Annotated in this window: 18 protein-coding genes; 7 read left to right on the forward strand and 11 right to left on the reverse strand. The window is 63.4% G+C overall.

The genetic code is table 11. The features are described from left to right. Positions 1-191: hypothetical protein (locus AC19YT_RS24290; RefSeq protein WP_500611153.1), on the reverse strand; the 191-nt coding region annotated here is incomplete at its 3' end. Positions 192-335: 144 nt separating this feature from the next. Between AC19YT_RS24290 and AC19YT_RS24295 the strand changes: the two genes are divergently transcribed. Continuing rightward, positions 336-2,513, forward strand: a complete 2,178-nt coding sequence (locus AC19YT_RS24295) for a TonB-dependent siderophore receptor (RefSeq protein WP_500611154.1) — start codon at positions 336-338, stop codon at positions 2,511-2,513. 30 nt (positions 2,514-2,543) lie between these two features. On the opposite strand, the gene AC19YT_RS24300 is transcribed toward AC19YT_RS24295, so the two are convergent. The 4 genes from AC19YT_RS24300 to AC19YT_RS24315 all read right to left on the reverse strand — a co-directional run bounded on the left by AC19YT_RS24300 (position 2,544) and on the right by AC19YT_RS24315 (position 6,123). After that, positions 2,544-3,233, reverse strand: coding sequence for a hypothetical protein (locus AC19YT_RS24300; protein ID WP_500611155.1), 690 nt, complete (start codon positions 3,231-3,233; stop codon positions 2,544-2,546). A gap of 229 nt (positions 3,234-3,462) precedes the next feature. Continuing rightward, positions 3,463-5,082: an ankyrin repeat domain-containing protein gene (locus AC19YT_RS24305; protein ID WP_500611156.1), complete on the reverse strand. Its 1,620-nt coding sequence runs from the start codon at positions 5,080-5,082 to the stop codon at positions 3,463-3,465. A gap of 78 nt (positions 5,083-5,160) precedes the next feature. Continuing rightward, positions 5,161-5,490, reverse strand: coding sequence for a hypothetical protein (locus tag AC19YT_RS24310; protein WP_500611157.1), 330 nt, complete (start codon positions 5,488-5,490; stop codon positions 5,161-5,163). Between the two features lie 162 nt (positions 5,491-5,652). After that, positions 5,653-6,123: an Lrp/AsnC family transcriptional regulator gene (locus AC19YT_RS24315; protein WP_095111119.1), complete on the reverse strand. Its 471-nt coding sequence runs from the start codon at positions 6,121-6,123 to the stop codon at positions 5,653-5,655. Between the two features lie 124 nt (positions 6,124-6,247). On the opposite strand from AC19YT_RS24315, the gene AC19YT_RS24320 reads away from it, so the two are divergent. The 3 genes from AC19YT_RS24320 (at position 6,248) to AC19YT_RS24330 (ending at position 11,344) form a co-directional block, all read left to right on the forward strand. Further along, positions 6,248-7,447 carry a methionine gamma-lyase gene (locus AC19YT_RS24320; RefSeq protein WP_095111118.1) on the forward strand — a complete coding sequence of 400 codons (1,200 nt, stop codon included), beginning with the start codon at positions 6,248-6,250 and terminating at the stop codon, positions 7,445-7,447. Between the two features lie 17 nt (positions 7,448-7,464). Continuing rightward, complete coding sequence (gene mdeB / locus AC19YT_RS24325) at positions 7,465-10,143, forward strand: alpha-ketoglutarate dehydrogenase (protein ID WP_500611158.1); 2,679 nt, start codon at positions 7,465-7,467, stop codon at positions 10,141-10,143. A gap of 64 nt (positions 10,144-10,207) precedes the next feature. After that, positions 10,208-11,344, forward strand: a complete 1,137-nt coding sequence (locus AC19YT_RS24330) for a branched-chain amino acid ABC transporter substrate-binding protein (protein WP_095111116.1) — start codon at positions 10,208-10,210, stop codon at positions 11,342-11,344. Between the two features lie 185 nt (positions 11,345-11,529). Here the strand turns inward: AC19YT_RS24330 and AC19YT_RS24335 are convergent, their stop codons facing one another. Further along, complete coding sequence (locus AC19YT_RS24335; RefSeq protein ID WP_095111115.1) at positions 11,530-12,282, reverse strand: outer membrane beta-barrel protein; 753 nt, start codon at positions 12,280-12,282, stop codon at positions 11,530-11,532. A gap of 71 nt (positions 12,283-12,353) precedes the next feature. After that, positions 12,354-12,512 (reverse strand): hypothetical protein, encoded by a 159-nt coding sequence (locus AC19YT_RS24340; protein ID WP_500598243.1) that lies wholly within the window; start codon positions 12,510-12,512, stop codon positions 12,354-12,356. 36 nt (positions 12,513-12,548) lie between these two features. On the opposite strand from AC19YT_RS24340, the gene AC19YT_RS24345 reads away from it, so the two are divergent. Continuing rightward, a complete protein-coding gene (locus AC19YT_RS24345; RefSeq protein ID WP_500611159.1) occupies positions 12,549-13,091 on the forward strand; it encodes a hypothetical protein in 543 nt (180 codons plus the stop codon). Between the two features lie 92 nt (positions 13,092-13,183). Next, complete coding sequence (gene ada, locus AC19YT_RS24350) at positions 13,184-14,260, forward strand: bifunctional DNA-binding transcriptional regulator/O6-methylguanine-DNA methyltransferase Ada (RefSeq protein WP_500611160.1); 1,077 nt, start codon at positions 13,184-13,186, stop codon at positions 14,258-14,260. 405 nt (positions 14,261-14,665) lie between these two features. Here the strand turns inward: ada and mqo are convergent, their stop codons facing one another. Beyond that, the gene (mqo, locus tag AC19YT_RS24355; RefSeq protein WP_095111112.1) at positions 14,666-16,309 is read right to left on the reverse strand and encodes a malate dehydrogenase (quinone); all 1,644 of its coding nucleotides are present in this window, start codon (positions 16,307-16,309) and stop codon (positions 14,666-14,668) included. A 599-nt stretch (positions 16,310-16,908) separates the two neighbouring features. Between mqo and AC19YT_RS24360 the strand changes: the two genes are divergently transcribed. After that, positions 16,909-17,523 (forward strand): hypothetical protein, encoded by a 615-nt coding sequence (locus tag AC19YT_RS24360; RefSeq protein ID WP_500611161.1) that lies wholly within the window; start codon positions 16,909-16,911, stop codon positions 17,521-17,523. A gap of 42 nt (positions 17,524-17,565) precedes the next feature. Here the strand turns inward: AC19YT_RS24360 and AC19YT_RS24365 are convergent, their stop codons facing one another. The 3 genes from AC19YT_RS24365 to AC19YT_RS24375 all read right to left on the reverse strand — a co-directional run bounded on the left by AC19YT_RS24365 (position 17,566) and on the right by AC19YT_RS24375 (position 25,263). Next, positions 17,566-22,230: a hypothetical protein gene (locus tag AC19YT_RS24365; protein ID WP_500611162.1), complete on the reverse strand. Its 4,665-nt coding sequence runs from the start codon at positions 22,228-22,230 to the stop codon at positions 17,566-17,568. Between the two features lie 160 nt (positions 22,231-22,390). After that, positions 22,391-22,774 carry a hypothetical protein gene (locus AC19YT_RS24370; RefSeq protein WP_095111109.1) on the reverse strand — a complete coding sequence of 128 codons (384 nt, stop codon included), beginning with the start codon at positions 22,772-22,774 and terminating at the stop codon, positions 22,391-22,393. Between the two features lie 323 nt (positions 22,775-23,097). Then, the gene (locus tag AC19YT_RS24375; RefSeq protein ID WP_500611163.1) at positions 23,098-25,263 is read right to left on the reverse strand and encodes a TonB-dependent receptor family protein; all 2,166 of its coding nucleotides are present in this window, start codon (positions 25,261-25,263) and stop codon (positions 23,098-23,100) included. Positions 25,264-25,277: the final 14 nt, after the last annotated feature.

Here is a 25,277-nt window from a genome sequence, read left to right on the forward strand (position 1 = left end):
AACACCTCTTTTTCAACTCCTTTCGGGCTTCGATGACCTGAAGCTCCGCGCTGTCGAAACCTGCATAACTCTTTGTTTACCAAGGAGTTTTCCGTTTCGACTGCGCCGGAAGTGGGGCGAATTATAGACAGATATAAATCGCCGTCAACCGTTAATTCAGGTTTTCTATCGAGCCCACCTGAAATCGTCAAAACCGCCCTTCCTTCTATATATAAGCCGCCCGCCAGCTCGGCGTTAACGAACCCCAGCCACCCAACGTCCTCCTATATGATGGCCGGCTACCAAGAGCGAGCCGCCGCGTCGCGCTTGCCAATGAGCCGCATCAAGGAGCTTTCATGGATAGGTTGTACCGGGCACCCTGGGTGGGCGTGCCCGCCCCGCGTTTCGCCCTTAAGTTGCTGAGCCTCAGCCTGCTTGCCAGCCCCGCCCTTGGCGCGAGTACCGAGTTGCCTGCCACCCGCGTCGAAGGCGAAGCCGATTCCGGCTACCAGGTGCGCCAGGCCTCGGTCGGCGGTTTTGATGAAGCGCCGCTGCTGGACACGCCTTCTTCCATTACGGTCATCAACGACGCCCTGATAAAGGACCAGCAAGCCCGCCTGCTCAGTGAGGTACTGAAGAACGACGCCTCCGTAGGCCAAGCCTATGCGCCAATCGGCTACTACGAGAATTTCGTGGTGCGCGGTTTTTCCCTGAATGCCGCCAGCAGTTACAAGATCAACGGCCGCACGGTTACTGGCGAACAGAACGTCGCCCTGGAAAATAAGCAGCAAGTCGAATTGCTCAAGGGCCTGTCGGCCCTGCAAAGCGGCGTGGCCGAGCCCGGCGGCCTGGTGAACTACGTGACCAAGCGCCCCGAAGCGGTGCGCTCGGTGACGGTCTCTACCGATGATCGCGGCAGCGGTTACCTGGCAGCGGATGTCGGCGGTTGGTTCGGCAATGAGCAGCAAGTGGGCCTGCGCGCCAACATCGCCCATGAGGACATCAACAGCTACGTCGAGCACGCCGATGGGCAGCGGGACTTCCTGTCCCTGGCCTTCGACTGGAACATCAGCCCCAACGCCTTGCTGCAATTGGATGCCGAGTACCAGAGCCGCTCCCAGCGCTCAGTGCCCGGCTACCAGTTGCTGGGCAACACCGAGCTGCCGCACCACGCCTCGCCCAAGAAGCTGCTGGCCCACCAGAGCGGTGCCAAGCAAGTGGATATCGACTCGCTGAACCTCAACGGCAAGTTCGAGTACCGCTTCAGCGACCTGTGGAAGGGCAGCGTCAGCGCCTCCCGCAGCCACGTAGTGATCGATGACTACAGCTCCTTCGCCTGGGGTTGCTATGGCTCCGCCAGTTGCGAAGGCGTCCCGGTGCCCAATTACTTCAGCCCGGAAGGCAACTACGACATCTATGATTTCCGCAGTCCCGATGACACCCGCCGCACCGACGAAGCCCAGGCAGCCCTGAGTGGCAGCTTCGACACCGCCGGCCTAGGCCATGAACTGACGGTCGGTACCAGCGTATTTCGCCGCACCGTGGACAAGCGTGAGCCGATCAACGAAACACTCGGCACCGGCAACATCCACCAAGACCCCGAACAATTCCCCGCCTACAGCGGCGCCCTCAACGATCGCCAACGCCGCCTCGACAGCCGCCAATACGGGTTGTTTGTCACCGACCGCATCAGCCTCAACGAGCAGTGGCAAACCGTACTGGGCGCGCGGGAAGTACGTCTGGACGAGGAAGCCTTCGAGGTGAGCGGCGACTCCGCACGCCACACCCAGCGCTACGAGTTCCTGCCCCAGGCAGCGCTGATCTACAAGCCCATCGCCAACCTGTCGCTTTACACCAGTTACAGCAAGGGCTTGTCTTTGGGGGGCGAGGCGCCGTGGTTCGCCAGCAATGCGTTTGAAACCCTCGCCCCGACCGTCTCGCGCCAGCTCGAAGCCGGGGTCAAGTACGACTGGCAGCGGATCAGCTTCGCCGCTGCGCTGTTCCAGACCCGCCAGGCCTACCAGTATTCGCGGCCCGATGACGGCGGCGGCTTCACTTACGTCCAGCAAGGCCAGCAGAAAAACACCGGGCTGGAAGTGTCGGCCAACGGCTTTGTCACCTCGCGCCTGCAGCTCTCGGCCAGCGCCGCGGCGATCCGCGCCCGGGTAAACGATACCGGCACGCCAGCGTATGAAGGGCATCAGGCACTGAACGTGCCGACATGGCGGGCCAATCTGTATGCCGACTATGCCCTGCCCTGGGTCGAAGGCCTGGCCGTGCTTGGGGGCGTGCAGTACAGCGCCAGTAAAAACGCCAACCACGAAGGCCAGGTCCAGGCCAGCAGCTACGCGGTGTTCAACCTGGGCAGCCGCTACAGCACGCGGATCGATGGCTATGACACGGTATTTCGCCTGAGCGTCGATAACTTGTTCGACAAGCGTTACTGGCGCGACGTTGGCGATTACCTGGGCGATGGCTACCTGTTCCAAGGTGCGCCGCTGACCGCACGCCTGAGCGCATCGATCAACTTCTAACACCCAGCGGTAGCGTCGCGGGGTGCGGCGCTACCAGCTCCCCGACGCCCCGCCTCCGCCCTTGGCGCCCTTGCCTGCGTCCTGCTCCGTGGCCGGTTCCACCGCGCCGCCGCCCAGGCAGAACACCACCAGGGCCACCAGATAGGTCAGCCCCAACACCACCCACCAAGACAGCGATTCGCTGAAGGAACCCGACAGCAACGCCAAAAACAGCAGTACTGCGCCGACGATCAACACACGCTGGAAGAAGCCCATCGGGCTTTTCTGCCAAGTGGCACGCATCAGGCTGAACAGCACATTGACCAGCCCGGCCAGCGCCAGCAACGCCACCGGCAGAACCAAACCGTAGACAAAGGTCATCGCGCCCAGCAGCAGGCTGAGCACGGTCAGCAAGCCGACGTAGGTAAAGAAGCCGATCACGCAATACAGCACCACGCGCTGCGGGGCCAGGGACGCGAAGATCGCGCCGCCAATGGCCATGCTCACCGGGATCGCCAATAGCAAGGCCAACCAGTTCGCCGCGCTGGCCACGGCGCTGACCAGGATCAACACTACCAGGCCCAACCCGGCGAGGGTGCGCAGCCAACCCCAACGACCCCAGGCGAGCATCACCCCGGCCACCGCGCCGAGGAAAAAGGCCAGCAACATGGCATAGAGCGCGGCCGGCAGGCTCGCGCTGGCGGACGCCACCGACGGCTCGGCCGCCAGCGCCAGCGGCATCCCTCCCTGCGCCAGCAACAGCCCGAATATTGCCCCCCACCGACGCTGCAACCCCATACCGCCCATTGCCCTTTACCCAGTCCGCTCTTCCTGAAGCCCTGAACTGTAGCATCGTCCGGCCATCAGACGACGCCACAATTACCCTGCGGGGCGGCAAAACAGCGTTACCGAAACGCAAAACGCCCCGCAAGCGTTAGCGTGCGGGGCGTCATAGGGTTAACGCACAGGGTCAGCTTTTGGGGCTCAGGCTGTCCACCAACATGGCGCTTGGCGCGTCACCGGCCTCAATCATCAGTTGCTTGAGGCTTTTGTCGAAGCCTGCAAACGGCGTCTCGAAGCTGAACTTGGATTTGCTCAGCCACTGGCCTACAAAACGCACTCGCTCCTCATCCCACGACAACTGCTTCTGGCTGTTGGGCCGCGGATCGCGCAGGAACACCAGTTGCATCGGCGTCACGCCCGCCAGGTCGGCCTTGTCCAGGTCAGCACCGGCCTGGATCAGCGCATTGGCCGTGGTCTTGTCTTTCTGCACGATGCAGTAGTGCAACGCCGTTTGCCCGGCATAGTTCACCGCGTTCACATCCTGGCTACCAATCAGCGCTTGTACCACCGCTGGGCGCTCCTTGAGGAAACGGGTGGTCTTGCACACCTGGTGCAGCGGTGTATTGCCGTACAGGTTGGCGGTTTTCGCGTTGGCCAAGGCCATCAGTTGGCTGAAGTGCTCGTCGGAGCAGTTACGGTAAGACTGCTTGATGCACATCATCAGCCGTGTATTGCCGGCCAGGCTGACTTTCAATGGGTCGGCCCCCAAGCCCACCAGCATGTCATAGGCGTTTTCCGCTACTTGCTGGATCGGGAAATCTTCATCCGCGACCAAGCGCTCGTTCACGTCCACCTTGGATTCGGTGAGCAGGTACTTGAGCGACTCCACATCGGCCTTGAAACCGCCGTAGCTGTCGCGGCCGATCAGCGCACTGTGGATCTTGTAATTGGCCGGTGGGATATCGTTCATCCGTGCATTCACATGCACGTCCAGGTTCTCGAAGCTGATCGATTGCCCCAGGTCTTCGCCGTCCTTGTAGCTTTCGCGGCGTTCGACGATTTTCTCCGGCCAGTTGCCAAAGGCGAAGTAGCGCGTGGTGTCGCCGTCGCGCTTGCCGTCCTTGTAGAGGCTGGTTTGGCGCAGGCGATAGGTGCCATCGGTCAGCAGCACGTACTCTTCGGAGACGCCATCGAGCTGGCCATTCTTATAGAGGTGGCGTTGCTCGACCTGGCCGGTCGGGTAGTAGGTTTCCTGCACGCCATCGAGCTTGCCGCTGCCGTCCTTCGCGTAGCTGGCCAGCGCAGCGGGCACTTGCTTGCCGTCAACGATGCGCCAGGCCGAACGAGCCAGGTCGTGGCCGTGGTTTTCCTTACCGGGGGTGTGGATTTCGACTTCCAGCGCGGTTTGCAGGCCAGTGGCACAGTCGTACTGGCTTTGGCTTTTTTCCTTGCCGTCGATAACGATTTTCTGCTGCGGCTTTTTATCCGGGCCGGGGCAGTAGACCACCGTGGTGCCGGTCAACTCGCCCTCGTCCAGCTGTGCCTCGATCGCCACCGAACCGTCGGCGTTGTGGGTGACCCAGTCGCCCTGGACCTTGCCGTTCTTCACCTTGAACTCGGAAATCAGCGTATCGCCTTCTTTCCAGGTGATGGTGCCGGAGATCGGCTCTTTGGTTTTCTTGTCGACGTAGGTGGCCGTGGGCTTGCCCTTGGAGCCAGAGGAGGTGGTCACTTCGTCCCAGTCGTAGCTTGAGCCACAACCGGCCAACAACAGCGCAACGCCAGACACTGCCAATAGTTTCTTCACACAACATCCTTTTTAAGAGGGGGGTAATGCACGCACGAAAACAGGGCCGCCGCGCCGGCCGCCCGATAGGAAAGCCCTTTATTGGATACGGGTCAGGGTCATGCTGACCACTTCGCCGCCATCAAGGACCACCAGGCGATTGCCGTTATCTTCGATGCGCGCATTCATCACGCTTTCGCCATCCTTACCACGGGCTATCACGGTGTCGCCGTCGCGCTGCCACTCATCGATTTCGTACTTGTCGCCCATCAGGGTGATGAAGTCTTCGTCTAGCACCGCGGTGCCGACATTGCTCTTGAAGCCCATGACGCTGGCCTGTACGGCAAATTTCCCCTCGATGGCATCGCTGCCGCAGCCGGCCAGGGCAGCGAACAGGGCGGCCAGTGCCAGCGTTTTCACGATTCTCATTGCATCAGTCCTTGTAGCGTCGCGTTGTTTGTATGGGATACAGACAATGGCATTTCGGCATCAGTTCCGTTCGTCGGAAAATTTTTGACGTCAAAACTGCGACTTCACGCAAGGCATAAAAAAACGCCACAAGGGTGGCGTTGCGGCAAACCCCGGCGAGCGTCAGTCGGGCACCGGGATCGTGCGCTGGGCCTTGACGGTCTTGAACGAAAAGCTCGAGTAAATTTCCTTCACCGCCGGGAGGGTTTGCAGCACTTCGCGGGCGAACTCGCCGAACGATTCCAGGTCCTTGGCCACCACTTCCAGGAGGAAATCGAAGCGCCCGGAGATGTTGTGGCAAGCGACGATTTCCGGAATTTCCAACAGCCGCTGCTCAAAACTGCGGGCCGCGTCCTTGGTGTGGGAATCCATCATGATGCTGACAAACGCCGTTACCCCGTAGCCCAGGGCTTTGGGCGAAAGGATGGCCTGGTAGCCGGTAATCACACCGTTTTCTTCAAGGTTCTTGACCCGCCGCCAACTGGGCGACGTGCTCAATGACACCTGATCGGCCAACTCGGCCATGGTCAATCGGGCATTGTCTTGCAAGGCCATAAGCAAGGCCTTGTCGGTGCGATCCAGAACCATTGGAATTTTTTGCCTCTATTTCGTTTTTATTATGAGTTCCATGCCAATAACTTCGCTTTTTGACAGCAATTTTGGAATAGAAATGTTGAATTTTGAGAATAGCATGTAGGAAAAATCCGGAGCGTTCCGTATGGACAACAAAAATAACAACCTCGGCTTTTCTACGCGTGCCATTCACCACGGCTACAACCCGCTCGATCATCAGGGCGCCCTGGTGCCGCCGATCTACCTCACCTCCACCTTCGCCTTCCCCACTGCCGAGTACGGCGCGGCGTGCTTCGCCGGGCAGGAAGCGGGGCATTTCTATACGCGTATTTCCAACCCCACCTTGAGCCTGCTCGAAGCGCGCATGGCCGCCCTGGAAAACGGCGAAGCGGCGGTGGCGTTCAGCTCCGGCATGGGCGCCATTGCCGCGACGTTCTGGACCTTGCTGCGCCCCGGCGATGAGATTCTGGTCAATCGCACCCTGTACGGTTGCACCTTCGCCTTGCTGCACCACGGTATTGGCGAGTTCGGGGTCAAGGTGCGCCATGTCGACATGAGCGACCTGGCCCAACTGCGCGACGCCATCAGCCCGGCCACGCGCCTGGTGTACTTCGAGTCGCCGGCCAACCCCAACATGCAACTGGTGGACATCCAGGCCGTGGCCGCCCTCGCCCACCAGCACCCGGGCATCACGGTGGTAGTAGACAACACCTACTGCTCGCCCTACCTGCAACGGCCGCTGGAGCTGGGCGCCGACGTGGTGGTGCATTCAGCCACCAAATACCTCAGCGGCCACGGCGATATCACTGCCGGCATCGCCGTCGCCAGCCAAGCCCTGGCCGAGCGCATTCGCCTGCAAGGCCTCAAGGACCTGACCGGCGCGGTGATGTCGCCCCAGGACGCCTTTTTGCTGATGCGCGGCCTCAAGACCCTGGCCCTGCGCATGGAGCGCCATTGCAGCAATGCCCTGGCCATCGCCCAATACCTGCAAGCGCACCCGGCGGTAGATTGGGTGGCCTACCCCGGCCTGCCCTCCTTCGCCCAATACGACCTGGCGCAACGGCAGATGAAGCGCTCCGGCGGGATGATTGCCTTTGAACTCAAGGGCGGCATCGACACTGGCCGGCGCTTCATGAACGCGCTGCAACTGTTCAGCCGCGCCGTCAGCCTGGGGGACGCCGAATCCCTGGCCCAACACCCGGCCAGCATGACCCACTCCACCTACACCCCCGAGGAGCGCGCGCACCACGGCATCTCTGAAGGCCTGGTGCGGCTGTCGGCCGGCCTGGAAGACATCGACGACCTGCTGGCCGATATCCGCCAGGCCTTGGCGGCGTGTGCCTGATGGCACAGGAGAACCCGATGCAAACCGCCAACAGCCACCCCGCCGAAGCCAACGACCCGGACCCGCAGGAAACCCGCGAATGGCTGGAAGCCCTGGAATCGACCCTGCACGCCAGCGGCAGCGAACGCGCCCGTTACCTGCTGGGGCGCCTGGAGGCGTTTGCCCGCGAGCACGGCATCAGCCGCGACGCCCAGCCCTATTCCGCCTACCGCAACACCCTGGGGCTGGAGCAGCAAGGCAGCTACCCCGGCGACCTCGCGATGGACGAGCACATCACCAGCCTGATGCGCTGGAATGCCCTGGCCATGGTCATGCGCGCCAACCACGCCTACGGCGAACTGGGCGGCCATATCGCCAGCTACGCTTCGGCGGCGGAGATCTTCGAAGTCGGCTTCCAGCATTTTTTCCGTGGCGACGGTGCTGAGGGCGAACGCAACGCCGACCTGGTGTTCTTCCAACCCCACTCGGCCCCCGGCGTATACGCCCGGGCGTTCCTGGAGGGGCGCCTGAGCGAAGAACAACTGGCCAACTACCGCCAGGAAATCAACGGCCCCGGCCTGTGTTCCTACCCGCACCCCTGGCTGATGCCCGACTTCTGGCAGTTCCCTACCGGCTCCATGGGCATCGGCCCGTTGAGCGCGGTGTACCAGGCGCGGTTCATGCGCTACTTGCAGCACCGGGGCCTGGCCAGCACCGAGGGCCGCCATGTGTGGGGCGTGTTTGGCGATGGCGAAATGGACGAGCCCGAATCCATCGCCGGCCTGTCATTAGCCGCCCGCGAGCAACTGGACAACCTGACCTTTATCGTCAACTGCAACCTGCAACGCCTCGACGGCCCGGTACGGGGCAACGGCCAGATCATCCAAGAACTCGAAGGGCTGTTCGCCGGCGCCGGGTGGAATGTCATCAAGGTGCTCTGGGGCTCGGAATGGGACGCCCTGTTCGCCCGCGACACCGACCACGTATTGCTGCGCCACCTCGCCGCCACCCCGGACGGCCAGTTCCAGACCCTGGGTGCCAACGACGGGGCCTATAACTTGGAGCACTTTTTCAAGAAAGACCCCCAAGTCAAACGCCTCGTCGAGCACATGAGCGCCGAGCAGATCAACGCCCTCAAGCGTGGCGGCCATGACTTTCGCAAGCTCTACGCCGCGTTCGCCGCCGCCAAGGCGTGCAAGGGCCGGCCCACGGTGATCCTGGCCAAGACCAAAAAAGGCTATGGCATGAGCGCCGCCGGCGAATCGCGCATGACCGCGCACCAGGCAAAGAAACTCGACGTCGAGGCCCTGCTGGCATTCCGCGACCGCTTCCACCTGCCCCTGAGTGACGACGACGTCACCCAACTGCGCTTCTATCGCCCCGCCGACGACAGCCCCGTCATGCACTACCTGCGCCAGCGCCGCGCAGCCCTCGGCGGGCCGCTGCCGGCGCGCAAGCAGCAGGCACCGAGCATCCCGGTGCCGGCGCTGGAGCAGGTGGGCGCGTTCGCCCTGCACGCTGGCGGCAAGGAAATGTCCACCACCATGGCCGCTGTGCGCCTGCTCGGTGCCTGGCTCAAGGCCCCGGAGTTAGGCCCGCGGGTGGTGCCCATCGTCGCCGACGAAGCCCGCACCTTCGGCATGGCCAGCCTGTTCCGGCAAATCGGGATCTACTCGCCCCACGGCCAGTTGTATGAGCCCGAGGACTCCAGCTCGATCCTCTCCTACCGCGAATCGAAAACTGGGCAACTGCTCGAAGAAGGCATCACCGAGGCCGGGGCCATCAGCTCGTGGGTCGCGGCCGCCACGGCCTATTCGGTACACGGCCAGCCGATGCTGCCGATCTACATCTACTACTCGATGTTCGGCTTCCAGCGGGTGGGCGACCTGATTTGGGCCGCCGCCGACCAACGCTCGCGGGGCATCCTCCTGGGCGCCACCGCGGGCCGCACCACCCTGGGCGGCGAAGGCTTGCAGCACCAGGATGGCTCCAGCCTGGTGATGGCCTCGATGGTGCCCAACTGCCGTGCCTGGGACCCATGCTTCGCCGGGGAACTGGCGGTGATCCTCGACCACGCCGCGCGGCGCGTGCTGGAGCAGCAATGCGACGAGTTCCACTACGTCGCGGTGATGAACGAAAACTACCCCCAGCCGTCTCTCGACCCGGCGCTGCACGGCGACGTCCTGCGTGGCCTCTATGCCTATGCCCGCAACGGCGAGGGCGAGGCGCGGGTGCGCCTGCTCGGCTCGGGCACCATCCTGCGCGAAGTGCTCGCCGCCGGTGAACTGCTGGCCCAGGATTGGGGCGTGACCAACCAGGTGTTCAGCGCCACCAGTTTCAGCGAACTGGCCCGCGATGCCCGCCAAGTGCAGCGTGACCAACGCCTGGGCGGTGCCCGCAGCCATGACGCCAGCCAGCTCGATACCTTGCTCTGCGGCAATGCACCAATCGTCGCCGCCACCGACTATGTACGGGCCTGGCCACAATTGATCGGCGAGTACCTGCACGCGCCCTACACCACCCTGGGCACCGATGGCTTTGGGCGCAGCGACAACCGCCACAACCTGCGGCGCTTTTTCGAGGTGGATCGCTACAGCATCGTCCTGGCCAGCCTGCGCAGCCTCGCCGACAATGGCGACCTCGCGCCCCAGGAACTGGCCCGGGCCGTGGCGCGCTATGCGCCCGATGCCGACGCCCAAGCGCCGTGGGAGCGTTGAACCGCCCCCGCACCTTTTTTACCGCTACACCCCATCAACCCTTAAGACAACTGAGTGGAGCAGCATGAACAATCTCAATAAGAAAGCCACCCGACTCCTGACCGCCATGGTCCTGGCCGGCATGGCCTGCCATTCGTTCGCCGCCGATACCATCAAGATCGCCATCGCCGGGGCCAAGACTGGCCCCGTGGCGCAGTACGGCGACATGCAGTTCAGCGGCGCGCGCATGGCCGTGCAGCAGATCAACGCCCGTGGCGGGGTCAACGGCAAACAGCTGGAAGCCGTGGAATACGACGACGCCTGCGACCCGAAACAAGCGGTGGCGGTGGCCAACAAAGTGGTCAACGACGGCATCAAGTTCGTGGTTGGCCACCTGTGCTCCAGCTCCACCCAACCCGCCTCGGACATCTACGAAGACGAAGGCATCGTAATGATTACCCCGGCCGCCACCAGCCCGGAACTCACCGCGCGCGGCTACCAGATGATCTTCCGCACCATCGGCCTGGACAGCGCCCAGGGCCCGGCCGCCGGGCACTACATCGCCGACCAGGTCAAGCCCAAAGTGGTGGCGGTGCTGCACGACAAGCAACAGTACGGCGAAGGCATCGCCACCGCGGTCCAGAAGGTACTCAAGGAAAAAGGCTACACAGTGGCGATGTTCGAGGGCGTGAACACCGGGGAGAAGGACTACTCGTCCATGATTACCAAGCTCAAGCAGGCCAATGTCGATTTCGTGTACTTCGGCGGCTATCACCCGGAAATGGGCATGATCCTGCGCCAGTCCAAGGAAAAAGGCCTGAATGCACGCTTCATGGGCCCCGAGGGCGTGGGCAACGATTCGATCTCGCTGATCGCCAAGGACGCCTCCGAAGGCATGCTGGTGACCTTGCCTAAATCCTATGACCAGGAACCGGCCAACAAGGCGTTGGTAGAAGCCTTCAACGCCAAGCAGGAAAACCCCACCGGGCCGTTCGTGCTGCCGACCTATTCAGCGGTGGAAGTGATCGCCGGCGCCATCACCCAGGCCAACAGCGAAGACCCGGTCAAAGTGGCCGAAGCCATCCACAGCGGCACCTTCAAGACCCCCACCGGGGACCTGAGCTTTGACGAAAAGGGCGACTTGAAAGACTTCAAATTCGTGGTCTACGAGTGGCACTACGGCAAACCCAAAACCGTGGCCCCTGAGAGCGCTGCGCTGTAAGGCCCTGCCTAACTAGCAAACCCGTGGGAGCGGGCCCGCCCGCGATGGCGGCCTATCAGCCAACATTCAAGCTGGCTGACCTGGCCTCATCGCGGGCAGGCCCGCTCCCACACTGGTTTTACGCCAGCCTTCAGACGCTGGGTGCAACCCGCCCTCCTGAGGAAGCGGGCCCTATCCCAGGCTATTTAGAACGCCACACCCACCTTGAAGCCAAACTCATCACGCTTGAGTTTGGTGTTGTCGGCTGCGTCCGAATCCTCATCCAGCTTGTATTCGGTACGGGTGTAGTACAGCCCCGCCATGATCGGCAGGTCGCCCTTCTGGTTCATCAGCAGGCTGACTTCGGCATAAGGGTTGGTGCGGTCCTTGAGGTCCACGGTGTCGCTGCCGATGTCGTCGACCTTCAGGTGCGCTTCGCCCCCGATGCTGTGGCGTGCGCCCAGTTCCACCCGCAGGGTGGAGTCGTCGAACTGGTGGTTGTAGCCCAGCGCAGCCTTGGCGAACGGGGTCTTGGCGGTCAACTCCATGTCGTAGTCGGTCGAGCCCGGCTCGTAGCGGGTCCAGGTGTAGCCACCGCCAACCAGCACATCGACGAAGTTGCGTGCGTCCAACGCCGCGCGCCAGCCCAGGTCCAGGTCAGCCTGGCCTTCCTTGAGCTTGTTGTCGTCGCGCTCGCCGAACTTGGCGTCCACCCCGGCCTGGTAGATAAACCCGGATTCAGCGGTCATCTTGTTGCCGAAGTTGTAGAACAGGCCACCCTCAGGCATGTGATCCTTCTCGCTTTCGCTGCCGCCTTCAAGCTTGAAGTCGTTGTAGCTGCCCAGCAGGCCGAAGGTGGAAATCGGTGCGGTGGACGGTGCGGCGATCGCGCAAAACGGGCTGGCGACGAGGGCCAGGACGGAGGTCTTGGCGAGGATTTTTCCGAATACAGTAGACATCGTTTTTCAAACTCCCTATGTGAAAGACAGACTATTCAGGAATCACTTCGAGATAAGTCCTACAGAAAAATTCAAAAAATTTTCAAACTTTTTAAACTCCAAGAAGCTTGACCTAGAGCCTTGCGGCTCACAAACGATGAATTTTGATTTTGCCCAGCCTCAGCGGTGTGACGCTCGGCCAGCCGCAAACGTTGACCGACCCAGGCCTGCGTGCAAGCATCCGCCAGCATTTAGCCATCTATCAATTTTTGGAATGGAAACCCGGGATGAGAATCGCCCCCCTTGCCTGCGCACTGGCCCTGTTCACCCTCGGCGCCAGCCTGCAAACCGCCCAGGCCGCCTCGCCGCTGATCGGCAAACGCGTGCAGAACACCTATGACGTGACGCTCTACCTGGACCCGGAAAAAGCCCTGGCCTATGCGCTCAAGGACTGGAAATTCCTGCGCTACCACTACAACCCGCGCAAACCGAAAATCACCTACGCGATGGACAGCGTCGCGGCCAACCCCACCTCCACCGCCCAGGAACCGGTGGTTGTGCGGATGGCGACGTTGAGCGAGCGCAAGATCAAGGAAAAAAACTACAGCGAAGAAGAGCAGTGCTACCAGGCCTTCACCGAGGTGCTGGGGAGCCTGGTGTATTACGCCGCGGCGGCCAAGCAAATGCGCGACGACCAATACTTCCACCTCGCCGACGTCATCACCCTGCTCGATGAGAAAACCCCCGGCGAGCCGGGCGTGGTGACCTGCAAGATCCCCGACCACGGCTCGATCGCGATGTACGCCCGCGGCCAGGTCAGCCTCAAGTAAACGCCCGGCGAGTTACACCGCAAGACTCGGAGTTCGCACAGCCACGGATGCCCTAAGCTGTGCTCACTTCGCCACGCTGCAGGTACGCCCCCATGAACAGCGCCCACCGTAATGCCCCCACCGCCGACGACCCACGCTGGCTGGCGGTGCTGGCCCGTGACCCGGCGGCGGACTCACACTTCGTCTATGGGGTGAAAACCACCGGTATCTACCGCCGCGCCAGCAGCCCCTCGCGCCTGCCACGGCGGGAGAACGTCGAGTTCTTCGACACCGCCCAACAGGCCGAGGCCGCGGGTTACCGCGCCAGCAAACGGGCCGGCGGCGAGCAGAGTGAACTCGACACGGCGCGGGTGACCCGGGCTTGCCTGTGCATCGAGCAAGCCGACAGCCCGCCCAACCTCAAGCAACTGGCCGAGCAGGCCGGGTTGAGCCCGTTCCACTTCCACCGCGTGTTCAAGGCTGTCACCGGGCTCACGCCCCGGGCCTACGCCAGCGCCCACCGGGGCCGCAAACTGCGCGAGCAACTGGCCAAGGGCGGCTCCATCACCGCCGCGCTGTATGACGCGGGGTTCAACGCCAACAGCCGTTTCTATGAAAGTGCCGACCAGTTGTTGGGGATGAAACCCAGCCAATACCGCGCCGGTGGCACCAACACCGAAATCCGCTTCGCCGTGGGCCAATGCTCCCTGGGGGCGATTCTGGTCGCGCAAAGCCACAAGGGCATTTGCGCGATTCTACTGGGGGACGATCCGGACGCCTTGGCCCGCGACCTGCAGGACCGCTTCCCCCACGCCGAACTGATCGGCGCCGACCCGGGCTTCGAGCAGTGGGTGGCCAAGGTGGTGGGTTTCGTCGAAGCCCCGGCCCTCGGCCTGGACTTGCCCCTGGACCTGCGCGGCACCGCGTTCCAGGAACGGGTCTGGCAAGCCCTGCGTAGCATTCCGGCCGGCGCCACCGCCACCTATGCCCAGATCGCGCGGATGATCGGCGCTCCCACTTCATCGCGCGCCGTGGCCCAGGCTTGCGGCGCCAATCCCCTGGCCGTCGCCATCCCCTGCCACCGCGTGGTGCGCAGCGACGGAGCGCTGTCGGGCTACCGCTGGGGGGTGGAGCGCAAGCGCCAATTGCTGGAACGCGAGGGCAACCACTGCCCCCCCGAAAAAGGTTAACGACTGTGGGAGCCTTGCCCGCGACGAGGCCGGGGCAGGCGATGCACTTGTGGCGGCCGGAATGCCGCCATCGCGAGCAGGCTCGCTCCCACAGGGAAAACATGAAAATCCCACCCACACTGTGGGAGCGGGCCTTGCCCGCGATGAGGCCGGGGCAGGCGACGCACTTCTAGCAGCCCGAATGCCGCCATCGCGAGCAAGCTCGCTCCCACAGAGAAAACATGAAAATCCCACCCACACTGTGGGAGCGGGCCTTGCCCGCGATGAGGCCGGGCAGGCGACGCACTTCTAGCAGCCCGAATGCCGCCATCGCGAGCAGGCTCGCTCCCATAGGGGCGCGGCCCAAACCAAAAAAGCCCGACCTTCACAGGTCGGGCTTTTTCATGGGCGTTTCAAACCGCAGTGCTACAGGGCCATGTCGGCGGCCGGGTTGCTCTGGGGCGCCGCTTGCGGAGCGACCGGGGTTTGGGGCGCGGCGGTGTGCGGGATCGCCGGGGGCGTGTCCAGTTGCAGCACGTCGCTGGTGTACGCCCATTCTTGCGCGACGCGCTCAGGGCTGCCGTTGAGCTGGGTGCCGTAGCTTGGCACGATCTGGTGCAGCTTCTCTTGCCAGGCCGGGGTGGCGACTTTGTCCTTGAATACTTTCTCCAGCACGCTGAGCATGATCGGCGCAGCGGTGGAAGCACCTGGCGAGGCGCCTAGCAGGCCGGCGATGCTGCCGTCCTTCGCGGCCACGATTTCGGTGCCCAGTTTCAGCACGCCGCCCTTCTCTTCGTCACGCTTGATGATCTGCACGCGCTGGCCGGCCTGCCACAGGCGCCAGTCTTCGCTCTTGGCGTTGGGGAAGTATTCCTTCAGCGCGGCGAAGCGGTCTTCATCCGACAGCATCAGTTGCCCGGCCAGGTATTCCACCAGCGGGTACTGCTCGATGCCAACCTTGGTCATCGGCCAGATGTTGTGGGTGGTGGTGCTGGTCAGCAGGTCGAAGTACGAGCCTTCCTTGAGGAACTTGGTGGAGAAGGTCGCGAACGGGCCAAACAGGATCACGCGCTTGCCGTCGAGCACGCGGGTGTCCAGGTGCGGCACCGACATGGGCGGCGCGCCCACCGAGGCCTTGCCATAGGCTTTGGCCAGGTGCTGCTGGGCGATGGTCGGGTTCTCGGTCACCAGGAACGAGCCGCCCACCGGGAAGCCTGCGTATTCACGCGCTTCGGGGATGCCCGATTTTTGCAGCAGGTGCAGGGCACCGCCGCCGGCGCCGATGAACACGAACTTGGCGTCGGTCTCGGTCTTGCTGCCGTCCTTGAGGTTTTTGTAGCTGACACGCCACGAACCGTCGTCGTTGCGGGTGATGTCCTGCACTTCGCTGGACAGCTTCAACGCGAAGTTGGGCTTGCTTTGCAGGTGTGCGGCGAACTGGCGGGTGATTTCGCCAAAGTTCACGTCGGTGCCAAGCGGGCTCCAAGTGGCGGCGATTTTCTGGGCCGGGTCACGGCCTTCCATCATCAATGGCACCCATTGCTTGATCTGCGCCGGGTCTTCGGAATACTGCATGCCGGCGAACAGCGGGCTGGCCTGCAGGGCTTCGTAGCGTTTCTTCAGGAACTTGATGTTGTCATCGCCCCACACGAAGCTCATGTGCGGGGTGGAGTTGATGAACGAACGCGGGTTCTTCAACACGCCGTTCTTGACCTGCCAGGACCAGAACTGGCGGGAGATCTGGAAGGCTTCGTTGATTTCAACGGCCTTGGGGATCTCGACGTTGCCGTTCTTGTCTTCGGGGGTGTAGTTCAATTCGGCCAGGGCCGAGTGGCCGGTGCCCGCGTTGTTCCAGCCGTTGGAGCTTTCCAGGGCCACGCCGTCGAGGCGCTCGACCATTTCCATGGTCCATTGCGGTTCGAGTTCGTTGATCCAGACCCCGAGGGTCGTGCTCATGATCCCGCCGCCGATGAGCAACACGTCGACTTTCTTTGGCTCCTCGGCGTGGGCAGACATCACCCCGACCGACAGTGCCAGGCCCAGAAGGGCCTTGTTCATTTGCTTGAGCATACTGTGATACCTGTCATAAAACGCCATCCGCCCCGCCCGCCCCAATCGCCCGCGCCCAGGCTAGGCCCGGGTGCGTACTGATGAGGCTGGCGGGTGAGCACACAAGGCCGACTGAACATCCAGGGCCTCACTTTATATGTCCTTCGCGCGCTGACTTTTTATTGCTATTGGCTTCAGCTGCTTGAGTGACATCGATTCTGTTGGTGCGTCCGAAGACGCAAAAAACGCTGGTTGAACCCGACCACACCCATGCCGACGCCCACGAACAGCCGGGCGACACAAGCCAGTATGGCTCCACTTGGAAAAAACACCGGGAAACCGGGCGGGAAAAAACTGTAGGCCCCCATGCCCGCGGCACGAAACGCGGGCGCATCGGGTGCGTGAATCGCAAGATGCCTGACACCCGGTTCAAGAACCGGGCGGGCCAGCATCGGTGGAGCAGAATGTCGCCATTGTCCACAGGACGTACTGGCCCGTCAAAAAAACTATTGGGAATCAGGGCCCTGGGCGGCCCGGCCCGGAAACAGTGGCCTAGTAATGTCACGCAAAGGCCTTTAAATTCCCCGGCCACCGATCACTCCTCAGGGAAGACCTTACCGATGAAACTGCTCCTTGCCCTCTCGCTCACCGCCCTGGCCCTGGCCGGCTGCGACAAAGCCGCCGAACCCAGCTCCCCACCCCAGGCCGGCGCCGCGCCTGCCCAGTGCCTCAAGGACACCGACTGCAAGGGCGACCGCATCTGCGACGACGGCAAATGCACCTCGCCACAGGCTGCATCGCCCCTGGTCGCCGCCCCGGCGGCCCCAGCCATGGCCTATGAACCGCTGCTGGTGACCGAGTCCGGGGTGGCCGATGTGTTTACCCTGAAAAGCCTCGATACCCTGGGCCAGGCCATCAACTACCAGTCCCGCGCTGGGGTGGTGAATGTCATGGAGTACGTGGTCGATGACGTGGAAGTCACCGGCTATGTCGCCATCGAAAAAGCCTACGCCTTCGGTGGCAAGTACCTGTTGATCGTGTCCACCGGCGAAGGCGGCAACGCCTGCCCCGCCAGCACCTACGCCTTCACCTTCGACACCGCCACCGAATCGGTGCAGGGCAAGACCCAGATCGACGGCTGCTCGGAAAACGTCGAAGCCCTGGCCGAAGGCAACAAGCTGACCGTGAAAAAAGAAGGCACGGCCAGCGTGTTCTACAACGCCCAGGTCAAGTAACCCCGGGGGTTTGGGTCGTTGAAGCCGCCCGCAATGGCGGCTTCACCAATAGTCCGGCCGCCCCTTGCGGGTGGTGGTTTGGCTGACCGCGAAAAATAGCGATTGGGCCAGGCGCGAGCCGATGGTGCTGCGGTACGCGGCCAGGGTGATTTGCTCGCTCTGGCCTTCGACCGGCACAAAACTGAGGTACCGCTGTTGCGGTAATTTCAGGTGCGCGGCCGTGAACTCGGCGGCTGGAGCCTGCGGCGAACGGTAGTGAAAATGCGCGTAGGCCACGGGCCGACGCTCCCGGTCGCGGATCAGGTACTCCTGTAAATAGTCATCCTCGCGGCTGAGCTTGACCCAGCCTTCTACCTTCACTATTTCCACTTCGCCCTGGGCCTTGAGGTACTCGATGCGCGGCGCTTGTGGCGGGTTGCGCAGGATGATCTCGATGCGCAGTTGCCGGCCCTCTTCGATCAGGCGCAGCGCCGCCGCTTCAAGGTTGCTCAATAGGTCGGCCTCGCGTTTGCTGGCAGCGGCCCCGCCCCCCTGCTCACGTTGCTCGAGGGTCTGGCTGATTTTCCGCGCACTGTCGCGTAAACCTTCGGCAACCCGCGTCAGCTCGGCCTCAACACCAATGGGGGAGTTGGACTGGCGGGCGATTTTGCGCGCGTCGCTGATTGCGCGGTCCACTCGGCCCAACAGGGTGTCGGCGTCACCCAGCAGGTGCTTGAGGGCGCGCGCCGGCGCCGCCGGCCGCAGTGTGGTGCTGGGGATCTCCTCCCACTCACCGGCCTGGGCGCTTTCCTTGAACGTACCGAGGGAGTGTTGATCGATAGGGTCTTGCACCTCCACGATTTCCACGTCCGAATCCGGGGTGCGCTCGCGCACGCGCCCGCTCAGTACCTGGCGGTTGCGCGTCACAATCAGGCGCTGGCGCGTACCGCTGGCCGAAACCCTTGCCACCTGCGGCACCACCTGGCTGGTGCGCTCACGCAGCATCAGGGCCTGTGAGTGCTCCGCTTCGCTCAACAGGTCGGTAATCAGGGCCAACAACTTGTCGCCATACTGCGCCTCGAACAGTTGCGGATACGTCGCAAAGATGAAGCCGAGGCGGTCCTGGATTCCCGAATACTGCTCCAGGACATCCCCCAGCAGCTCGATGCGCCGCTCCAGCGTCAGGGCATCGGTTTCCAGCAGGTTCTTGTGGCTCAGAACTTCACGCACCAACAGGTCCAGGGAGGCCTTGGCGGCCAAGAAGTCACCGTATTCCTGAGGCAACGGGCGCCTTTTGAGCGCCATGCCCTGATAGACCTCGATCAGTTTTATCCGCCAATCCAAGGGTGTACGGTGTGGCCCGGCGGTGTCGCGCAAACGGCTGGTGGCCGGCTCGTAGCCGGCAATGGCGGCCAATTCCTCCAGGCGTGCACGCTCCTCAATGCTCAGTTGCAACAGCTGTTCGTTGAACCCGGCCATGAGGCTCAGGCTTGCGACACTTTCACGGTGAGCCTGGTCCGCTACGTCATCGTCCTCGGATTCCAACTCCTTGTACCAGCGCTCGGCAGTAGCAGGTGAAGGCTTGGCGGCACTGCGACTGAGGATCAGCAACGCCATCTGCCGGCGCAGGTTGTCTACATAGTCTTCGATATGCTCGATCAGGCTGCTCTCAAAACGAGCGATCGGCTGGTTTTCGTTTTTTTGCTTGAACACCTCGATCCGGTGCAACTGGGCTCGCGCCTGCTCCTGCAGCTGTTCGTGATAGCGCTGCTGTACGGTCTGGCGGTGGGCGTCAGTGAAGCTGCCACGCTCGCTGACATGCATGCGCTGGTACAGAGCCAGAACGGCCGCTAGCTTTTCTTCGACCTTGAGCATCTGCGCAACCGCGTCGGCATGCTGCTGCGCCAGTTCGAGGTTGCGGCGTTGGAAATCGGCGCGGGTGGGCATGTTTTTTTTCCTCGGCATACCACCGCGCAAGCGCAGGCCGAAGTCGAACGACCAGTTGCCCTGGCCATCGCTCTTGATCCAAGGCCCCAAGCGCGAGGGTTGCGCAAGATCGACCACTCGCGTGCCCTCTTGTACATCGCGCACCGGGTACAGGCCGCCCTCCAAGTAGGCATGCAGGTGAAAACGCTGAGGGCCGATGAACACCCGATACAAACCCTTGGTCGCGCCCTCGGTCTGGGCAAACTCGGGCTTGGCCGGCCACGGCTGGGACGGATGGGCATTTTGCGCACGCCATTTGAAGGTCTCCAGTTCGGCTTGCATCGCCGGCGCCAGAGCCTGGGTGGCGCTGCCCCAGGAGGGTGTGTACAGCGGGCAGATATCCTGGGGGGCTGCCTTGGTCAAGAGCTGGTCGCCGACCTGCTCAAGTGCCGCCGGGACGCTGACGGGGTGCCCCTGCGGCAACCTGAGACGCTGGTCGAGCGATGCAACGGGGTGCAATAACAAGGCACTCAGCGTGGAAATGAACTGCGCCGTGGCCCGCGCCCTGGTCGCTTGGTCCCCATTGCGCTGCAACGCCACCAACACCTGGGAGCCTTGCATCATTTGCAGCAGCCAACCTGCGGCGCTGAGCGGGCCGCGCAACAAGGGCAACACCACGTCGAACAGTTGCCACAGGTCGTTCTCAAACGCCCTCCAGCGCTGCGCCTCGGTGGATACGGCTTGGCGCTTAGCCTGCGCCACCAATGCCTGGGCGTTGTCCTGAAACACGCGCAGCAAGAAGTCCCCCGCCACCGGCTCGTCACTGAGCAGTGCGGGAGACGATGCGCGGGAGGGCCCGTATTCATCGCCCTGGAGAAAGCGCTGCTCGTGGGGGCTCAAAAAGCCGCCATTACCGAACAGGGCCCGGGCCGGTTCGTCCAGGCTGTCTAGCACGGCGCGGTTCAGGGCCGTCCCCGTGCGCGCGACGCTATCGAGCACCGCTTGGCGGGTGGGGAACTGTTCCAGCAACTGCGGCCCGCCGGGGCGATAGAGCACATGAACGCTGGTCGCCACATCGCTGGCCCCGATTACAAACATATTGCGCGCCACATGGGCCTTGCCCCCCGCATGGGTGAGAAATGCCAGGGGCCGCACCACGATCTTCTGGCCATTGACCTGGCCCGCGCCCGGATCGACCGCCACGGCTTGCCGCACGAGGGCCAAGCCTTCGTCCGTGAACCCGTGCTGGCGGCGGATCACGTGCTCCAGGGCCAGCAACGGCAGTTGCACCCGTACCTGGGCACAAAACAAACCGCGGCGGCGCGCGGCTTCGACGTCATCGCCCAAGAGCTTGCGCTCCAGCATGGCCGGGTATTGCTTGCCAATGTCGACCCGCTCGATCAAGGCCTGCAGATAAGGCACCTTCAGCCACCAATCAGGGGCATAGCCGGGCTCCGCCAGATTGATGAGTTCGACACGGGCGTAGGGCTGCACAAAGGGATTGTCCAGCGCCCACTGGGTCAAGGTGCGTTGCGTGGTTTGCGTCCAGCCGACAGTCCCACCCTGGGTGCGGGTGAACGCCAGGGCGTAATGATCCGGGTCAATCACCACTTCCTGGGGGTAGTCCAATGCCATCTGCGCCTGCAGTGCCTTGCGGGTATAGGCAAGGATCGGATCCAGCCCTTGCAGGTAATCGGCACCCGCCGCCTCCAGTTGCACCCCGGCCAGGTCGTCCAACTGCTGGCTGTAACGCAGCCGTGTCGCGGCCGCAGCGGTTTGCAACCACAGTGGCAAGGCCTCCTCGGCCAGGCTGGTAGGGACCCCGAACCAGGCGTGGGGAGCCGTCAGGCTACTCAACAGATGCTTGTAATAGGCCACCGAGGGGAACGTCGACCAGCGCACCGCAGTGAGGTCGCGCAGCTGTTTTTCCAGGATGCACAGGGCCAGTTGATCGAACACGTCGCCGTCGGGTTCGTGCAGTGTCCACTGAATGGCCTGACCCGACCTGTGGCGGCTCAAATAACGCGGCAACAGCGGCCCCAGGTCATCCAGCGTATCGAGGGCCAGCACGCTCTGCCCCGGGCTATAGACGTAGGTGGCACGGCGGCTCGCCCACTGGCGCTGGAGCACCAGCAGCGGCAGCCATTCCCCCACGTCACCGCCACTGACGGCATACACCAAAGAAACCCGAAACCGGCCCGCCCCCACCGCTTTGTCACGATCGGCCTTGAGCGGGTACAGCTCGCTCAGCACCTGCTTCTCCTCAAGGGAGGCGAGCGGTGGGTTTTGAGGAGCCTGGCTCAGGCACAGGCGCATTTGATTGGAAACGATCCGCCAGCGTGTCGACAGGGGATCCTGCAACGGTTTTGCGCTCCAGTAAGCGGCGAGTGCATCCTGGAAGGCTTCGAGCAACAGTGGCGCCAGATGGTTAATCATCTGCTCCAGATCATCGACCGACGGCCCCGCGATAAGACGCACCACAGCGCCACCGCCCAGGCGCAACGGCACCTGGCGAGTGGGGTTGTAATTGATGGCCGAGCCGTGCATGAGGCGGCCGATCAGGGCATCGGCGACAGAGGTTACGTGCCGGTAGGTCGTCGGCGCACCCTCGGCCACCAGCTCGACGGGCTCGCCGATCCCTAAGGCAAAGGCGCGCAGCCCCTGGCCGGCAAAGCGCTCATCGAGTGCCTGTTGGATCAGGCTATTGGCAACCTGCTCCAGATGGGGGCGGTCGGCGAAAACGGTCTGTAGGTACACCCGGGACACGGCGAGCTGATCGTAGGGGCGCTGGTGGTGGGTCATGGCGTGAGGTTCCTGAACAAAACCCGAACCTAGGCCCGCACGCGCCGCCTCATCCGCTAAATAAATACACGCGGCACCGCCATCGCCCATTCCGCCGGCACAATCGGCAACGACCTACAGCCCTTTCCACCTGCCGCTAAGGGCTGGGCCCGCGCAGCGGTCAAGGCGCCGTCAAGGTAATCACATAGGCCCCGGACACCAGCGGTTTGCCCGCAAGGTCAACCAAGGTGTAGCGCTGGTCGTAATAGCGCCCTGCCCGGTTGTTCTGGGCAATCAGCTTGACCGCTACCGGGGCAGGCCTGGCGCTGCTGGCCGACGCTTTGGGTAAGACCTGGCTGGCGCTGACGTTGTTGCGTTGCGCCGGCACCGTGCAGTGGGTCAGTTCAAAACTCACACGCCCCTGCACACGGGGGTTGCAGCCCTGCTCGACAACACTGCCCTGGAACTGAACAACCCCCTGCCCCACCTGAGCGGCCGCCAGGCAAGGCCCACCTGACAGGGCAAAAAGTAAGCTAAAGCCGACAGATAAACGCTGAGTGCTCATGTCGAAAACTCCTGCTGTATGCAAGGAAGTTATCGACAGATACCGCCCCAGGCTGGAGGCCCTCGGTGTTTTTTTCGCGCGGATGCCAACGGCGTCTCAAACTGACGCTGCACATCGCCCTGTGGGCATGCTGGCGAACAGAGCGGCACGGCTCAGACCCCGGCCCTCGCGGGCAAGCCCACACAGTTGAACTGTTGCGTGGGTGAGGCTGGTTTTTCCTCTGTGGGAGCGAGCCTGCTCGCGATGGCGGCACTGCACGGCGGTGACGAATGGTAGGGGTAAAACAGTTGCTCCCACAGGGGATTGGGGGGTGCAGCCCCGCGTCAGTTGAGGCTCCACGACACCCCGGCATACACCCCAAAACCATCGCCGGGAGTGGAACGGGCCGCATCTTTGCCATGGTCGTCGTAGCCCGGCGTGACGGTGCTGGCGTAGCGTTTGTTGGCCAGGTTGCGCAGGTCGAGCCAGGTTTGCCAGGCGCCGCCGGGGGCGTCGTAGCCCAGGGTGGCGCCGAACAGGGTGTAGGGCGCGGCGTAGAAGGAGTTGGCATAGTCGACCGCGATTTTCGACACCCGTTCGGCGTTGAACCCGGTGTACAGGCCACTGGGGTGGCTGTAGCGCACCTGGGCCTGGTAGTAGCGCTTGGGAATCCCGGCCAGGGCGTTGTCGCCGAAACGCTCGTCGTCCTCGTAGTGGAAATCGCTGTAGGTGTAGGCCTGGCGCAGCGCCACCCGGCCCGCACGGCCGCCCTCCCACAGCGGGCTGTCGAGGCTCAGTTCCAGGCCCTGGTGCACGGTGGGGCTGGCGTTGGCTTCGGCGATGATCGCTGACAGATTGCCCACGGCAGCCTGGGTTTCCACGCTCAGCAGTTCATTGCGCACCTGGGCGTAATACCAGGCCAGGTCCCAGTGGCCGAACCAGGCGTCACCGCGCCCGCCCAGCTCCAGGGTGGTGGCACTCTGGTTGTCCAGTTTTACCCCGCCGCTGTGCAGGCCGCTCGCCGGGCCGCTGCTGGCAGGGAAGAACTTGTTCGCCCCCCACAAACTCGCCCAGGGGTGCGGCGGCTCCACGGAGCGGCTGAGGTTGGCGAACACTTCAAGGTCCGCGCTGTAGGCGTAGCGCAGCCCCAGGCGCGGCGCGTAGTCCCAGGTGTGCAGGCTCAACCGGTCGTGGGTCTGGGGGTAGGTGACTTCGGTTTCGCGCCGGGTGTAGATCGCCGCCAGCCCGGTGGTCAGCCACAGGTCGGGCAGCAGTTCCAGCTCATGGCTGGCGTGCAGCACGCTGTCCGAGCCCAGGTAGCTGTAGTTGCGCGTGCGGGTGCCCAGCGGGTACGCGGCGGTGCTCAAGCGCACGAACTCCGACACGCCGGTATTAGGCAGCGCCTGGGTGGTGCGCAGGCCCAGGGTGGTCTTGCTCTCGTGGCCCCACAGGGTGTCGCGGCGCAGGTAGTTGAGGGTGCCGCTGATGTCGGTGTACGCCACCTTCAAGCGGTTGGCGCCTTCGCGCAGGTCCATGGGGTAGTCGTGGTAGACCAGCCCCGCCTCGACACGGGAGTCGTCATCGATCTGCAAGGTGGTTTTGTTGGCGATCCAGGTACTGCCCGGTTGCGGCCGCTCGGAATGCCGGGTGAGGTTGAGGGCATTGGCGGCGCGCGGGTCGTGTTCGATCTGCTGGCGGGTCAGCTTGCCCGGGGTGTCGTTTTCGGTTTCCCGGTAACGCACGTAGAAACGGGTTTCCAGGTCCGGGTTCAAACGGTAGCCAACGTTGGCCGCCACGCCCTGGCTGCTGCCGGCACTGTGGGCCTGGTAACCGTCGTAGCCCGAGTCGGTCAGGCTCAGGTAATAGTCCAAATCCCCCAGCACCTGGCCGGAGCTGATCTGGCGTTTGCGGTAACCATGGCTGCCGGTTTCATAGCGCAGTTGCAACTTGGCCGCGTCGTAGCCGGTGCGGGTGACGTAGTTGACCGCGCCGCCCAGCGCCAACGCGCCGCGCTCGAAACCGTTGGCGCCGCGCAGCACCTCGACCCGGCTCAGCCACAGCGGCTCCATTAGCTCGTAGGGCGTGCCGCCGGGGCCGGTCACCGGCAAGCCATCGAACATCTCATAGAGCCCCGAGGCGTGGGCGCCCGGGCCACGGTTGATGCCGGAGCCGCGAATGGAGATTTTCGCCCCCTCGTTGTTGGCTGCCTTGGCGTACACCCCAGCCTGGTACTTGAACAGGTCTTCGTTGTTGGCCAGGCGCCCTGCCCCCGCTTCCTTGAGGTCCACCAGGTTGCTACCCCCGGGCACACTGCGCAACGCCGCGCGGGCCGTGTCCAGTTCGTCGAGCTCGGCGCCACTGACCTGCACGGCTTGCAGTTCAAGGGCGTCCTGGCCGTGGGCCAGGGGCACGCAGCCCAGCGCCGCGCTCAAGCCCAGCGCCGGCCAATGGCGGTGCAGGGTGAACGGAGGCAGCGCGAGGGAAAGGGACAGTGGGGGGCGTGGCGGCATGTGCCAGGTTCCTT

This window comes from Pseudomonas sp. MF08875 (assembly GCF_059862525.1).

What these genes read in the sequence shown, in the direction of transcription:
- AC19YT_RS24295 (WP_500611154.1), top strand. Translation starts at nt 336, where the DNA reads ATGGATAGGTTGTACCGGGCACCCTGGGTGGGCGTGCCCGCCCCGCGT.
- AC19YT_RS24300 (WP_500611155.1), bottom strand. Translation starts at nt 3,233, where the DNA reads ATGCCGCTGGCGCTGGCGGCCGAGCCGTCGGTGGCGTCCGCCAGCGCG.
- AC19YT_RS24310 (WP_500611157.1), bottom strand. Translation starts at nt 5,490, where the DNA reads ATGAGAATCGTGAAAACGCTGGCACTGGCCGCCCTGTTCGCTGCCCTG.
- AC19YT_RS24320 (WP_095111118.1), top strand. Translation starts at nt 6,248, where the DNA reads ATGGACAACAAAAATAACAACCTCGGCTTTTCTACGCGTGCCATTCAC.
- mdeB (WP_500611158.1), top strand. Translation starts at nt 7,465, where the DNA reads ATGCAAACCGCCAACAGCCACCCCGCCGAAGCCAACGACCCGGACCCG.
- AC19YT_RS24330 (WP_095111116.1), top strand. Translation starts at nt 10,208, where the DNA reads ATGAACAATCTCAATAAGAAAGCCACCCGACTCCTGACCGCCATGGTC.
- AC19YT_RS24335 (WP_095111115.1), bottom strand. Translation starts at nt 12,282, where the DNA reads ATGTCTACTGTATTCGGAAAAATCCTCGCCAAGACCTCCGTCCTGGCC.
- AC19YT_RS24340 (WP_500598243.1), bottom strand. Translation starts at nt 12,512, where the DNA reads ATGCTGGCGGATGCTTGCACGCAGGCCTGGGTCGGTCAACGTTTGCGG.
- AC19YT_RS24345 (WP_500611159.1), top strand. Translation starts at nt 12,549, where the DNA reads ATGAGAATCGCCCCCCTTGCCTGCGCACTGGCCCTGTTCACCCTCGGC.
- ada (WP_500611160.1), top strand. Translation starts at nt 13,184, where the DNA reads ATGAACAGCGCCCACCGTAATGCCCCCACCGCCGACGACCCACGCTGG.
- mqo (WP_095111112.1), bottom strand. Translation starts at nt 16,309, where the DNA reads ATGCTCAAGCAAATGAACAAGGCCCTTCTGGGCCTGGCACTGTCGGTC.
- AC19YT_RS24360 (WP_500611161.1), top strand. Translation starts at nt 16,909, where the DNA reads ATGAAACTGCTCCTTGCCCTCTCGCTCACCGCCCTGGCCCTGGCCGGC.
- AC19YT_RS24365 (WP_500611162.1), bottom strand. Translation starts at nt 22,230, where the DNA reads ATGACCCACCACCAGCGCCCCTACGATCAGCTCGCCGTGTCCCGGGTG.
- AC19YT_RS24370 (WP_095111109.1), bottom strand. Translation starts at nt 22,774, where the DNA reads ATGAGCACTCAGCGTTTATCTGTCGGCTTTAGCTTACTTTTTGCCCTG.
- AC19YT_RS24375 (WP_500611163.1), bottom strand. Translation starts at nt 25,263, where the DNA reads ATGCCGCCACGCCCCCCACTGTCCCTTTCCCTCGCGCTGCCTCCGTTC.